The organism is Streptomyces violaceorubidus (genome assembly GCF_000717995.1).
In the GTDB taxonomy this organism is placed as follows: Bacteria; Actinomycetota; Actinomycetes; order Streptomycetales; family Streptomycetaceae; genus Streptomyces; species Streptomyces violaceorubidus.
Map to the genome: position 1 here is coordinate 34924 of NZ_JODM01000020.1, position 13968 is coordinate 48891.

At 72.5% G+C, this 13968-nt stretch carries 11 protein-coding genes; 7 read left to right on the forward strand and 4 right to left on the reverse strand.

Annotated features, from left to right (window positions below):
* The first annotated feature begins 4 nt into the window (after nt 1-4).
* The 4 genes from IE94_RS0122130 to IE94_RS0122145 all read left to right on the forward strand — a co-directional run bounded on the left by IE94_RS0122130 (nt 5) and on the right by IE94_RS0122145 (nt 6291).
* Nucleotides 5-934, forward strand: a complete 930-nt coding sequence (locus IE94_RS0122130) for a carbohydrate ABC transporter permease (protein ID WP_030186979.1) — start codon at nt 5-7, stop codon at nt 932-934.
* The gene (locus IE94_RS0122135; protein ID WP_030186980.1) at nt 931-1851 is read left to right on the forward strand and encodes a carbohydrate ABC transporter permease; all 921 of its coding nucleotides are present in this window, start codon (nt 931-933) and stop codon (nt 1849-1851) included. Before IE94_RS0122130 ends, IE94_RS0122135 begins: the two co-directional genes overlap by 4 nt.
* A 31-nt stretch (nt 1852-1882) precedes the next feature.
* Entirely contained in the window at nt 1883-3130 is a 1248-nt protein-coding gene (locus IE94_RS0122140) for a glycoside hydrolase 5 family protein (RefSeq protein WP_030186982.1), read from the forward strand.
* 137 nt (nt 3131-3267) lie between these two features.
* Complete coding sequence (locus IE94_RS0122145; protein ID WP_030186984.1) at nt 3268-6291, forward strand: alpha-mannosidase; 3024 nt, start codon at nt 3268-3270, stop codon at nt 6289-6291.
* Between the two features lie 19 nt (nt 6292-6310).
* Here IE94_RS0122145 and IE94_RS0122150 read toward each other — a convergent pair whose 3' ends face one another.
* Nucleotides 6311-7723 carry a lipase maturation factor family protein gene (locus tag IE94_RS0122150; protein ID WP_030186986.1) on the reverse strand — a complete coding sequence of 471 codons (1413 nt, stop codon included), beginning with the start codon at nt 7721-7723 and terminating at the stop codon, nt 6311-6313.
* A gap of 116 nt (nt 7724-7839) precedes the next feature.
* Between IE94_RS0122150 and IE94_RS0122155 the strand changes: the two genes are divergently transcribed.
* A complete protein-coding gene (locus IE94_RS0122155; protein WP_030186988.1) occupies nt 7840-9930 on the forward strand; it encodes a SpoIIE family protein phosphatase in 2091 nt (696 codons plus the stop codon).
* Between the two features lie 41 nt (nt 9931-9971).
* Complete coding sequence (locus tag IE94_RS0122160) at nt 9972-10835, forward strand: Fpg/Nei family DNA glycosylase (protein ID WP_030186989.1); 864 nt, start codon at nt 9972-9974, stop codon at nt 10833-10835.
* 36 nt (nt 10836-10871) lie between these two features.
* On the opposite strand, the gene IE94_RS0122165 is transcribed toward IE94_RS0122160, so the two are convergent.
* The gene (locus IE94_RS0122165; protein WP_030186990.1) at nt 10872-11522 is read right to left on the reverse strand and encodes a zf-HC2 domain-containing protein; all 651 of its coding nucleotides are present in this window, start codon (nt 11520-11522) and stop codon (nt 10872-10874) included.
* A 230-nt stretch (nt 11523-11752) separates the two neighbouring features.
* On the opposite strand from IE94_RS0122165, the gene IE94_RS38265 reads away from it, so the two are divergent.
* Nucleotides 11753-12582 (forward strand): IS5 family transposase gene (locus IE94_RS38265; RefSeq protein ID WP_425337979.1). Its coding sequence is split into 2 segments (ribosomal slippage): nt 11753-12092 and nt 12092-12582, totalling 831 coding nucleotides; the frame shifts between segments, so codons are not numbered across the junction.
* 16 nt (nt 12583-12598) lie between these two features.
* Here IE94_RS38265 and IE94_RS0122180 read toward each other — a convergent pair.
* Nucleotides 12599-13114: a hypothetical protein gene (locus IE94_RS0122180; protein WP_030186993.1), complete on the reverse strand. Its 516-nt coding sequence runs from the start codon at nt 13112-13114 to the stop codon at nt 12599-12601.
* A 141-nt stretch (nt 13115-13255) separates the two neighbouring features.
* Nucleotides 13256-13810: a sigma-70 family RNA polymerase sigma factor gene (locus IE94_RS0122185; protein WP_030186994.1), complete on the reverse strand. Its 555-nt coding sequence runs from the start codon at nt 13808-13810 to the stop codon at nt 13256-13258.
* Nucleotides 13811-13968 lie beyond the last annotated feature (158 nt).

The window sequence follows — 13968 nt, forward strand, 5'->3', positions numbered from 1 at the left end:
CGTCATGGCGAGTCCCACCCTCACCACCGGCACACCGGGCGCCCGAAAGGGCGGCGCCCGGCGCGTGCGGCGCCAACTGCCGACCAGCCCGTGGCTGTTCGCGGCGCCCGGTCTGCTGATCACCGGCGCGTTCATCCTGTACCCGTTCGTCTCCACGCTCGTCAACTCCTTCACCGACCGCCGCACGCTGGTTGCGGGCGAGTTCGTCGGCCTCGCCAACTTCCGCGAGCTGCTCCACGACGACATGTTCTGGATCGGCCTGCGCAACAGCACCCTGTACGTCCTCGGCGTCGTCCCCGCGCTGGTCCTGCTGCCGCTGCTGCTCGCGCTGCTGGTGCAGAAGAACATCCCCGGCATCACCTTCTTCCGCTCGGCCTTCTACACCCCCGTCGTCGCCTCGATCGTCGTCGTCGGGCTGATCTGGGTCTGGCTCCTGGACGAGCGCGGCCTGGTCAACTCCCTGCTGGAGACGCTCGGCGCCGGTCCGCTCGGCTTCCTCAGCGACCAGTGGCTGATCCTGCTCAGCGCGATGGGCGTCACGGTCTGGAAGGGCCTCGGCTACTACATGATCATTTACCTGGCGGCGCTCGCCAACGTGCCCCGCGAGCTGCACGAGGCCGCCGCCGTGGACGGCGCGGGCGCGGTCCGCCGCTTCCTCACCGTCACGGTGCCCGCCGTCCGCTCCACCATGGTGCTGGTCGCGGCGCTCTCCTCGGTCGCCGCCTTCAAGGTCTTCTCCGAGGTCTACCTGATGGCGGGCCCCAGCGGCGGCCCGGCCGGCGAGGACACCACCCTCGTGATGCTGGTCCAGCGCACCGGCACCGGCCTGACCGGCCGGGTCGGCTACGCCTCCGCCATCTCCGTCGTCGTCTTCGTCATCACCGTCGTCCTGATGCTGCTCGTCCTGCGCGCCGACCGGAAGGAGGAGTCGTGAGCCTCGCCGAGAAGACACGGCCCGCCGAGAAGACCCCGGCCGCAGCCCGCCCGCGGAAACGCGGACCGCGCCTGACCGACGAGCACGGCCGCCGCGTCCGCGGATGGGAACTGGCCCTGCGCTACCTGCTGCTGCTCGGCGTCCTGGCCCTGACCATCGGCCCGTTCCTGTGGCAGCTGTCCACCTCGCTCAAGGGCCCCACCGAGGACATCTTCAGCTCCCCGCCCACGTTCCTGCCCTCCGATCCCACCCTGCACAACTACGAGCGGGTCGCCGACACCATCCCCGTGTGGGACTACGCGCTGAACTCGCTGAAGGTCGCCGCCGCCAACGTCGTCACCAACTGCGTGGGCGCCGCGCTCGCCGGGTACGCCCTGGCCCGGCTGCGCTACCGCGGCCGGCGCGTCGCCACCCTGGTGTTCATCCTGGCCATGCTCGTGCCGGTGGAGGGCATCATCATCGCCCAGTTCACCACCATGCGGGAGCTGGGCCTGAACAACACCCTGGTCGGCGTGGTGCTGCCGGGCTGCGTCAGCGCCCTCAACGTCCTGCTCATGCGCAACGCCTTCCTCAACCTCCCCTACGAGATCGAGGAAGCCGCCTTCGTCGACGGCGCCAACGTCTGGCAGCGGTTCTGCCGGATCGCCCTGCCCGCGGTCAAGGGCACCCTCGCCGTCGTCGCGATCTTCGCCTTCATGGGCGCCTGGGACGACTTCCTGTGGCCGCTGATCGTGCTGAGCGACCCCTCCAGGTTCACCCTCACCATCGGCCTGAACTACCTGCACGGCACCTTCGCCAACGACGAACGCCTCGTCGCCGCCGGCACGATCATCGCCGTGGCGCCGCTCATCGTCCTCTTCGCCTGCCTCCAGCGGTACTTCTTCCGCGGCGTGGGCGAGGGCGCCGTCAAGGGCTGAACCCCCCGCTTCCCCCTCACAAGGACACCGCATGCCTTCTGCCGTGCGCTTCGGCGTCAACTACACCCCGAGCCAGGGATGGTTCCACCACTGGCTCGACTTCGACCTCGACTCCGTACGCGCCGACCTGGACTCCCTCGCCGCCCTGGACGTGGACCACGTCCGCGTCTTCCCGCTGTGGCCCTACTTCCAGCCCAACCGCGCCCTGATCCGCGAAAGGGCGGTCGAGCACCTGGTGGCGCTCGTCGACGCGGCCGGTGAACGCGGCCTCGACGTCAACGTGGACGGCCTCCAGGGCCACCTCAGCAGCTTCGACTACGTGCCGGCCTGGACCCGCACCTGGCACCGGCGCAACCTGTTCACCGACCCCGACGTCATCGACGGCCAGGCCGCCTACCTGCGCACCCTCGCCGCCGCCCTGGCCGGGCGGGCCAACTTCCTCGGCATGACCCTCGGCAACGAGGTCAACCAGTTCTCCGCCGGACCCCACCCCGACCCGGACCGCGCCACCAGCGCCCAGATCGACGCCTGGCTGGAGCGGATGCTGGCCGCCTGCGAGGAGGGCGCCCCGGGCCGGATGCACCTGCACGCCGAGTACGACGCCACCTGGTACCAGGACGACCAGCCCTTCACCCCGGCCCAGGCCGCCCGGCGGGGCGCCGTCACGGCCGTGCACTCCTGGGTCTTCAACGGCACCGCCCAGCGCCACGGCCGCGCCTCCGTGCCCAGCGAGCACCACGCCGCCTACCTGGTCGAGCTGAGCAAGGCCTGGGCGGATGACCCGCGCCGCCCGGTCTGGCTCCAGGAGGTCGGCGCCCCCGCACCCCTCGTCCCCGCCGAGCACGCCGCCGCCTTCACCGAGGCGACCGTCGAGAACGCCCTGGACTGCCCCGACCTGTGGGGCGTCACCTGGTGGTGCTCCCACGACGTGTCCCGGGCGCTGGCCGACTTCCCGGAGCTGGAGTACGGGCTCGGGCTGCTCACCAACGACCGCCGCCCCAAGGACACGGCACGAGTGCTGGCGAACGCGGCGCGTGCGGTCCGCGCGGGGTCGCGCCCCGCCCCGGCCCCGCGCACCACGGCCCTCGCCGTGCCGGCCGACCCCGCTCTGCGCTCGGCCTGCGCCCCCGGCGGCGCCGTCTTCGACGCCTTCTTCCGGCTGGTCGCCGACGGCGCCCGCCCCACCACCGTCCTCGACACCCTCGCCGCCGACGGCGGGCACCTCGCGGCCCGCGGCATCACCGAGGTGGTCACCCCCGACCAGGCGGCCGCCCCGTGACCCCCGCCCCGCGCGGCAGAACGCGGGCGCCGCACGATTCGAAGCGCGTGCCGCTGGGGAGCTGTACCTGACGTCGGCCCCCGCCACCCTGACCCACCCCTGGCAACCACCCGCCCCCCCGACCCCGGAGTACCCGCATGCATGACGACCGCAACCTGGTCGAAGCCCGCCTCAAGCGCGTCCTCGACGAGCGTGTCCGCCCCGCCCTCTACCCCGAGTCCGTGCCGCTAGAGGTGGCGGTCTGGAACGCCCCCGGCGAGCCCGTCCCGGTCGAGGAGGGACTCGCGGCCGAGCCGCGCCCCATCGAGGTCGGCGCCCGCTGGGGCGCGCCCTGGGGCACCAGCTGGTTCCGCGTCACCGGCACCGTGCCGAAGGAGTGGGCCGGGAAGACCGTCGAGGCGATCCTCGACCTCGGCTTCGACGAGAACATGCCCGGCTTCCAGTGCGAGGGCCTGGTCTACCGCCCCGACGGCACCCCCGTGAAGGGCCTCAACCCGCGCAACCAGTGGGTGCGCGTCGGCGCCCCCGTCGAGGGCGGCGAGCAGGTGCGCCTGCACATCGAGGCGGCCTCCAACCCCGTCATCCTCGACTACCACCCCTTCGTGCCGACCCCGCTGGGCGACCAGGACACCGCGGGCAGCGAACCGCAGTACACCCTGGCCCGCATGGACCTCGCCGTCCTCGACGAGACGGTCTGGAACCTGGTGCTCGACCTGGAGGTGCTTGGCGAGCTGATGGCCGAGCTGCCGGTGGAGTCGCCGCGCCGCTGGGAGATCCTGCGCGCCGTCGACAAGGCGCTGGACGCCATCGACCTCCAGGACGTCAACGGCACGGCCGAGCAGGCCCGTTCCCGCCTCACCGAAGTGCTGGCCGCCCCCGCCGTCCCCTCCGCGCACCGGATCAGCGCCGTCGGGCACGCGCACATCGACTCGGCGTGGCTGTGGCCGCTGCGCGAGACCGTGCGCAAGGTGGCCCGCACCACCTCCAACATGACCGCCCTCCTGGAGGACGAGCCGGACTTCGTCTTCGCCATGTCCCAGGCCCAGCAGTGGGCGTGGGTGCGCGACCACCGGCCCGAGGTGTGGGCGCGGGTCAAGAAGGCCGTGGCCGACGGGCGGTTCGTGCCGGCCGGCGGCATGTGGGTGGAGTCGGACACCAACATGCCCGGCTCGGAGGCGATGGCCCGGCAGTTCGTGCACGGCAAGCGGTTCTTCCTCGACGAGTTCGGCGTCGAGAACGACGAGGCGTGGCTGCCGGACACCTTCGGCTTCGCGGCGGGCCTCCCGCAGATCATCAAGGCGGCCGGCGCCAAGTACCTGCTGACGCAGAAGATCTCCTGGTCCCAGACGAACAAGTTCCCGCACCACACCTTCCGCTGGGAGGGCATCGACGGCACCCGGATCTTCACCCACTTCCCGCCCGTCGACACCTACAACTGCTCGATGAAGGGCAGCGAGATCGCCCACGCGGCGAAGAACTTCAAGGACAAGGGCGTCGCCCGGCACTCCCTCGCCCCCACCGGCTGGGGCGACGGGGGCGGCGGCACCACCCGGGAGATGGTCGCCAAGGCGGCCCGGCTGCGGAACCTCGAAGGCTCGGCGACGGTCGAGTGGGAGACCCCGCACGCCTTCTTCGAGAAGGCCGAGGCCGAGAACCCCGCCCCGCCCGTCTGGGTCGGCGAGCTGTACCTCGAACTGCACCGCGCCACCCTCACCAGCCAGGCCAAGACCAAGCAGGGCAACCGCCGCAGCGAACACCTGCTGCGCGAGGCCGAGCTGTGGGCGGCCACGGCGGCCGTGCGCGCCGGGTTCCCCTACCCGTACGACGACCTGGACCGCATCTGGAAGACCGTCCTGCTGCACCAGTTCCACGACATCCTGCCCGGCTCCTCCATCGCCTGGGTGCACCGCGAGGCCCGCGCCACCTACGACAGGGTCGCCGACGAGCTGAACACCATCATCGAAGCCGCCCAACGCACCCTGGCGGGCGAGGGCGACACCCCGCTGGTCTTCAACTCCGCCCCGCACGCGCGGGCCGGGGTCCCGGCGGGCGCCGCCGCGTCCCCGGCCACCGAGGGACGGACCGCTCTGACTCCCCGCCCCGGCGGCGGCCACGTCCTGGACAACGGCCTGCTGCGCGTCGAGATCGACGACCGGGGACTGGTGGTGTCGGCCTACGACCTCGCCGCCGACCGCGAGACCATCGCGCCGGGCGCTGCGGGCAACCTGCTCCAGCTCCACCCGGACTTCCCGAACATGTGGGACGCCTGGGACGTCGACGAGTTCTACCGCAACACCGTCACCGACCTCACCGACGCCGAGGAGGTCGCCCCCGGCGACGACGGCGCCTCGGTGCGCGTCGTCCGCTCCTTCGGCTCCTCCCGCGTCACCCAGGTGCTGACCCTGGTGCCGGGGCAGCGGCGTCTTGAGGTGGACACCGAGGTCGACTGGCACGAGACGGAGAAGTTCCTCAAGCTCGCCTTCCCGCTCGACGTGCACGCCGAACGGTACGCCTCGGAGACCCAGTTCGGGCACTTCCACCGGCCCACCCACACCAACACCAGCTGGGAGGCCGCCAAGTTCGAGGCCTGCAACCACCGCTTCGTGCACCTGGAGGAGCCCGGCTGGGGCGTCGCCGTCGTCAACGACTCGACGTACGGGCACGACGTCACCCGCACCGTCCGCACCGACGGCGACGCCGGTACGACCACCACCGTGCGGGTCTCCCTCCTGCGCGCCCCGCGCTTCCCCGACCCCGAGACCGACCAGGGCGTGCACCGCTTCCGGCACGCGCTGGTGCCCGGCGCGGGCATCGGGGACGCGGTGCGCGAGGGCTGGCGGATCAACCTGCCGGAGCGGCGGGTCACGGGCGGTGCCGGGGAGGTCGCGCCGCTCGTCGCGGTGGACCGGGACGGGGTGGTCGTCACGGCCGTCAAGCTCGCCGACGACGGCAGCGGCGACGTCGTGGTCCGCTTCCACGAGGCCCACGGCGGCCGGGTCCGCGCCACCCTCACCGCCGGGTTCGCGGTCACGGACGTACGGGTGACCGACCTGCTGGAGCGTCCGCTGGCGGACGCGGAGGCCCCCGGACTGGACGGCGACCGGATCACCGTACGGCTGCGTCCGTTCCAGCTCGTGACGCTGCGGCTCAAGCGCGCGTAGCGCCCGCGACGGGCCCGGCTCACCGGGAAGCGGTGAGCCGGGTCGGCGGCAGGTACTCCCGCACATACGTCCGCTCCCAGCACGCGCCCGTCCCCCGCAGCTCGCGCCAGGTCGTGTACCGGTAGCGGAACAGCCGGGCGCGCACGAAGCGCGGCGGCGCGTCGGGCGGGAACGGGGAGCTGCGCAGCAGCCGCAGCGTGGCGCGGTCGTTCTCCAGCAGCCGTTCCACGAAGGTGGCGAACCACGGTCCGGCGTAGGAGGGCGACAGCGCGGCGAACCACATCAGCCAGTCCAGCCGCAGGTGGTACGGCGCGAACTGGCGCGGCCAGCGGTGCGGATCACCGGGTTTGCCCTTGAACTCGTAGGCGCGCCAGTCGCCGTCCTCCTTGGCCGTCTCGTCGGCGGTGCCCTCGATCACCACCTCGTACCTGACGCGGCTGACGGAGCCGAAGGCGCCGTAGGTGTTGACCAGGTGCAGCGAGTCGAAGGAGCGGTTCATCACCTGGCGGCGGGAGATCATGTTGCGCACCGGCCGGTGGCTCAGGAACACCAGCGACGCCGCCACCGCCAGGACCACGACCTCGTACCAGAGCGGTGCGGCGGCCACGGACGGCGGGTCGGCCGGGAACCGGACCACCGACAGGGCCAGCACGACGGTGACCCAGTTGAGCCAGGAGAAGTTGCCCGAGAGCACCAGCCACAGCTGGGTCGCGATCATCAGCGCCGCGGCGGCCGTCGACACGGGGTGCGGGACGAACAGGAGGAAGGGCACCACGAGCTGTGTGACGTGGTTGGCGGCGACCTCGACGCGGTGCAGGGGGCGGGGGAGGTGGTGGAAGAACCAGCTCAGCGGGCCCGGCATCGGCTGGGTCTCGTGGTGGTGGTCCAGGCAGGTCAGCTTCCGCCAGCACTCGTCGCCGCGCATCTTGATCAGACCCGCCCCGAACTCCACCCGGAACAGCAGCCAGCGCAGCAGGAACAGCACCACGAGCGGCGGCGCCACCTCCTCGTTGCCCAGGAATACGGCGACGAAGCCCGTCTCCAGCAGCAGCGACTCCCAGCCGAACGAGTACCAGGTCTGTCCGACGTTGACGATCGAGAGGTACAGCGCCCACGGCACCAGCCACAGCAGCATCCCGCCCCACAGCGGCAGCAGCGAGTCCAGCCCGGCCACCAGCGCCGCCGAGACCGCGCAGCCGGCCCAGGCGCAGCCCGCGAAGAGCCGGTCCGAGTAGCGCCACTGGAACAGGCTGGGTGCCCGCCGGAACGGCACCCGCTCGACGAAGCGGGGCACGGGCGTCAGCCCGCGCTCGCCGAGCAGCGCCCGGAACTGCAGGGCGGCCGTCAGGAACGCGACCAGGTACACGACGGCCAGGGCCCGCTGGAAGACCAGCCGGGCAAGCCAGTAGTCGGGTGCGGTGAACCACTCCACGGCCGGGCTCCTCTCCTACCCGCTCCGTGTACCCCGCCCGGCCGGTGGCCGCGCCGCGGCAGGGTCCGGCGGACCAGGAGTCGAAGATTCCGACAAATCCTGGCAAGGTGGGATCCATGTCTGATCGGGGAGCGAGCGCCCCGTCACTCCCGGACGACTGGCCCGCCCACCCGGACCCGATCCTGGCGCTCAACCGCATGGGCAGCTTCGACTGGGACCTGGACGCGGGACTGTTCCACATGGACGCCCAGGCCCACGAGGTGTTCGACCTGCGCCCGGAGGAGTTCGACGGGCGCCCCGAGTCGCTGTCGCTGCGGGTGCCCACGGCGGAGAGCCGCCGCATGGACACCATCGTCGCCCGGGCCATGAAGGACGGCAGCGAGAACTACGGCAGCTACTTCCGGCTGCGCCGCCGCGACGGCACCCTGCGCTGGACCCACACCCAGGGCTACATCCGCCGGGACGAGACCGGCCGCCCCCGCCGGATCATCGGCATCGTCCGCGACGCCACACAGGAGATGGCCGACATCGCGGCCAGCCGGGCGCAGGCGGCGCAGGACGAGGCGCGCCGCCGGCTCACCAACGTCGTCCAGCTCGCCACGGCCGCGCTCGCGCACGCCCGCACGGTGGACGACGTGATCGACGTGCTGCGCGACACCCACGGACTCACCCGGCTGGGCGCCACCAGCCTGGTGATGGGCCTGGTCGAGGCCGGCCGGATCCGGCTGGTCGCCGACGGGCCCGAGAACAGCTTCATCCCCGGGACCCGGGTCACCCGGATCGACGAGCCGTACCCGATGAGCGAGGCCGTACGGACGCTGAGCCCCCGCTTCATCGAGTCGCCGGAGGAGTTCGCCGAGCGCTACCCGGAGCTGTGGCAGGGCATCACCCACCTCGACATCACCGCGGCCGCCTACCTGCCCCTGATCGCCCAGGCCCGGCCCATCGGCGCCATCGGACTGCTCTACAGCGACCGGCACGGCTTCTCCCCGGAGGACCGCAACGTCCTGGTCGCCCTCGGCAGCGGCATCGCGCAGAGCCTCCAGCGCGCCATGCTCTACGAGCAGGAGATGGACCTCGCCGAGGGCCTCCAGCAGGCCATGCTGCCCCGCACCATCCCCAGCGTGCCCGGCTGCGACGTCGCCGTCCGCTACCGCGCGGCCTCCATCGGGGGCGCCCTCGGCCGGGACATCGGCGGCGACTGGTACGACCTGATCCCGCTGCCCGGCGGGCGCGTCGGCGCCGTCATCGGCGACGTCCAGGGCCACGACACCCACGCCGCCGCCGTCATGGGCCAGCTGCGCATCGTGCTGCGCGCCTACGCCGCCGAGGGCCACCCGCCGGCCACGGTGATGGCACGGGCCTCCGTCTTCCTGCACGAGCTGGACACCGACCGCTTCGCGACCTGCCTGTACGCCGAGGCCGACCTGGGCACCGGAGTGGTCCAGGTGGTCCGTGCCGGACACATCGACCCGCTGGTGCGCTTCGGCGACGGCACCTGCCGCCTGGTGCGCGTCGAGGGCGGGCTGCCGCTGGGGCTGTCCGCCGAGTTCGGGCGCCTCGCCTACCCGGTGGCCACCCTGGAGCTGGACCCGGGCAACACCCTGCTGCTGTGCACCGACGGTCTCGTCGAGCAGCCCGGCGCCGACCTGGACGAGGGCATGGAGGTCCTCACGGCGCTGATCACCTCCGGACCGCAGGACGTGCGGGACCTCGCCGACCGGCTGATCGACGTGGTCGACGAGCGGCGCGGCGACGACGACGTCGCGCTGCTGGTGCTGCGCCGGCACGGCCTGGGCGCCCCGCGGACCTTCGGCCGGGTCAAGCAGCACGTCTCCCCGGGTGACCCGGAGGGCCTCACCGAGGCCCGGCACATGATCCGCACCGCGGTCCGGTCCTGGGGCGCCAGGGCCCTGAGCGACGAGATCGAACTGGTCGCCGACGAGCTGATGACCAACGCCCTCATGCACACCGAGGGCTCCGCGATCGTGACCCTGCGGCTGCTCACCGGAACCGAGCGGCGGCTGCGGGTCGAGGTGGAGGACTCCTCCAGCGCCCTGCCGCGCCGCCGGGAGGCCGGGGACGACGGGGTGTCCGGGCGCGGCCTGCTCCTGGTCGACACGCTCGCCGACGACTGGGGCGTGGAGGCCCGCGGCGGGGGCAAGGTCGTGTGGGCCCAGTTCGAGGTGGCGCACGGCGCGGGCTGAACCCGCCGGGCGCTGTCGGGGGCGGGTGGCACTCTGGACGTATGCCAGAACTGCCCGAGGTCGAGGCGCTCCGCGACTTCCTGACCGAACACCTCACCGGCCGCGAGATCGTCCGGGTCCTGCCCGTGGCGATCAGCGTCCTGAAGACGTACGACCCGCCGCTCACGGCGTTGGAGGGCCGCCGGGTGGCGGCCGTGCGCCGGCACGGCAAGTTCCTCGACGTGCAGACGGCCGACGGTCCGCACCTGGTGACCCACCTGGCCCGGGCCGGCTGGCTGCACTGGAAGGACAGCCTGCCCAGCGGCCCGCCCAGACCCGGCAAGGGCCCCCTCGCGCTGCGGGTCGCCCTGGAGACCGGCGCGGGCTTCGACCTGACCGAGGCCGGCACGCAGAAGCGGCTCGCGGTGTACGTCGTGACCGACCCGCAGCAGGTTCCCGGCGTGGCCCGGCTCGGCCCCGACCCGCTCGCCGACGACTTCGACGAGGCGCGCCTGGCCGCCCTCCTCGACGGCGAGCGGCGGCAGCTCAAGGGCGCCCTGCGCGACCAGAGCCTGATCGCGGGCGTGGGCAACGCGTACAGCGACGAGATCCTGCACGCCGCGAAGATGTCCCCGTTCAAACTGGCCGCCTCCCTCACCGACGAGGAGACCGCCCGGCTGTACGCGGCCCTGCGCGGCACCCTCACCGACGCGGTGGAGCGCTCCCGGGGTGTGGCCGCCGGGCGTCTGAAGGCCGAGAAGAAGAGCGGACTGCGGGTCCACGGCCGCACCGGAGAGCCCTGCCCGGTGTGCGGCGACACCGTCCGCGAGGTCTCCTTCAGCGACTCCTCGCTCCAGTACTGCCCGACCTGCCAGACCGGCGGCAAACCGCTGGCGGACCGCAGGATGTCCCGGCTGCTGAAGTGACGGCGGCCCCGCGGTGTCGACCTCGCCGGGCGCCGGTCATCCGGCCGGCAGCGTCACCAGGTGCTCGCCGTTCGCCGTGCGCACCTCGTAGCGGTCGATCTGGCCGGGTCGCAGGGCGGCACCGCCGCGCATGGTGTGCGGCCGGGCGTCGTGCCGCGGGACCATCCAGCTGGTGATCGTCTGCTCGGACCCGTCGCGGCCGACGGCGACGAGCCGGCACGACCGCGGTCCGGCCCCGTCCTTGACCTCGACGCGCACGTCCGTGCCCCAGCTCCGGTCCTCGGCCGTGACCCGCGCCCACACCCCCGACCCGGCGTCGGTCGCGGCGACCGGCGCCGCCGGGCCGCCCTGACGCGCGTAGAGCACGGCGCCCGGCCCGGCCACCGCGCACACGACGGCGGCGGCCACGGCGTACAGCACCCGCCTGCGGCCGGCCCGCCGGCGGGCGGCCACCGCGGACAGCAACCGGTCGAGCAGCCGCCCTCCCGGTCCGGTCAGCGGATGGACGATACGGGGCGTCGCCTCCCGGTACAGCATCAACTGGCGGGTGGCGGGGCCGAATGCGGTCACCTGGGCCGTGCACCGGGGGCATTCCATGAGGTGGTCCTCGAAACGGAAGGCCTCCGCCTCGTCCAGCACGCCGAGCGCGTAGGCGCCGACGTCACGATGCCTTTCCAGGGACCTCATGCCGAATCCTCGTACCGTTGGGTGCGGGTGGGGTTACTCCGTGCTCCCACCCGTACGCACCCGGCCGCCGAATCACTCAAGACGCGATCGAATCGCGACCAAGGTGTTCCGGGCGGTCCGCGCCGCGGACCGGTCCGTCCCCGGGGAAGGCCGACGAGCCGGCCGGGATGCCGCGGGGACGGCTAGGGCCTGTCGTCAAATGATCTTCGATCGGGGATCATGGTCGGGTGATACGTCGTCATGAACTGTCCGATGCCGAGTGGGCCTTCGTGCAACCGCTGCTGCCCCGGTCCGAGCGGGGCCGCAGGCGGCTGGACGACCGGACGGTCCTCAACGGGATCGTGTGGAAGTTCCGGACCGGAACGGCCTGGCGGGACGTGCCCGAGCGGTACGGCTCCTGGGCGACGCTGCACACCCGCTTTCGACGGTGGGCCAAGGACGGCACCTTTGAGCGGATGCTCCACGCCGCCCAGGCCAGGGCCGACGCGGTCGGGGACATCGAGTGGCTGGTGTCGGTCGACTCCACGATCGTCCGGGCCCACCAGCACGCGGCCGGAGCGCGAAAAGGGGGCTCCGCACCCCGGGACTCGGCCGGTCCAGAGGCGGCCTGACCAGCAAGATCCACCTGGCCTGCGACGGCGTCGGCCGCCCGCTCGCCTTTACCGTCACCGGCGGGAACACCAACGACTGCACGCAGTTCACCGCCGTGATGAAGGCGATCCGGGTGCCCCGGCTGGGTCAGGGACGCCCCCGGGTCCGCCCCGACCACGTCATCGGCGACAAGGGCTACAGCTCCAAGGCCATACGGGGCTGGCTGCGGCGACGGAACATCCGGCACACCATTCCGGAACGGTCCGACCAGGTTCGCAACCGGCTCCGGCGCGGCAGTCAGGGCGGACGTCCGCCAGCCTTCGACAAGCAGGTCTACAAGCGGCGCAATGTCGTCGAACGGTGCTTCAACCGCCTCAAACAGTGGCGTGGCATCGCCACCCGCTACGACAAGACCGCCGAGTCCTACCAAGCAGCCGTCACCCTCGCATCGCTGCTGATGTGGGCGTGACATTTGACGACAACTCCTAGAACAGGTGGATGGCGAGGTGACCCAGCGGCAGCCCGAGCTGCCAGGCGGGCGTCCACACCTTCGGTCCCTCGTCCTCCCCGGTCACCGCCGCCCCGCCGGGGACCGCGTTCAGGTCCGGGGCGAGCAGTTCGGTGTCCTTGAGCCAGCGCCAGGCGGCCTGGGCCAGCTCCAGGTCCGGCGAGTGGCGCCCGGCGGCGACCGCGTCGGCCGTCACCTCGGCCAGCCGCCCGTGGACCCACTCGTGCCAGGGCTGGTCGTAGGCCGTCAGGGACAGCCAGGTCTCCAGGTGGGTGACGACCCGGATGCCGCTCAGCTCGTTCTCCGTGTCGGACAGGAAGACGGTGAGCGCCAGCGCGTCACGGCCGGCGCGGAACTCGAAGGACGTCGGCGGCATCAGATCGCCGGTCCGCAGCAGCTCGTCGGCGATGTACTCGGCGTACAACCACGCCATGGGAACGCTCAGTTCGCCCCCACCGGTGCCGTCCGTGCTCTCTTGACCTCTGTGCAGCATCCCTTCCTGCCTTCCTCCGGTGCGTGCGCGTCGCCCGACCCGGGTCATGGACCCCCGTCCGGAACACGGATGAGGACAGCCGATTACCCAACCGGGGTCCCGGGCAAGGCGCTTTACGGAGGCTTGACCAAAGGGCCGGTTTCACCGCAGGTCGGCGGCGTATCCCGGTAGCACCCTGCGCAGGGCGCGCAGCGCGTAGTATGCGCGGGACTTCACGGTACCGGGTGGGATGCCCAGGGCGGCCGCGGCTTCCGCCACACTCGCCCCCTGGAAGTACACCAGCACCAGGACTTCACGGTGCTCCGGAGTGAGTGTCTTCACAGCCTCGCGCACATCGAGGGCGGCGGCGGCCCGTTCGGCGTGATCGGAGCAGACGCGGGCGGTCTCCAGTACGGCGTCCCCGACCTCCGGCGGGCGCGCCTGGCGGGCGCGGCGCGCGTCGATCGCGAGCCGCCGGGCCACGGTGAGCAGCCACGGCCGCACGGAGTCGAAGTCGTCGGCGCGCAGGGCCTCGGGGTGCTGCCAGGCGCGGACGAGGGTTTCCTGCACCAGGTCCTCGGCACGCTGCCGGTCGCCGTCGCTGAGCCGCAGCAGCAGCGCGAAGAGCGGCCGGCCGTGCTCGCGCTGCAGTGCGGCGAGCTCGTGCTCGGCGGTCGTCCCGTTCGCTGTGTCCGTGAGGGTGATTCCGGCCGTCATGGCCGTATGGCACCGCAGGGGGCCGGGCGGGGACAGGGCGCACGCACGGGTGTGCGGCGGACGGTCGATCGCGTCGACGAACGGTTCGACGAACGGTCGGCGCGCGGTCGGCGGGGGTCTCCACGGCCCGTTCGCGCACGCCGGACGGGCTAATGGGC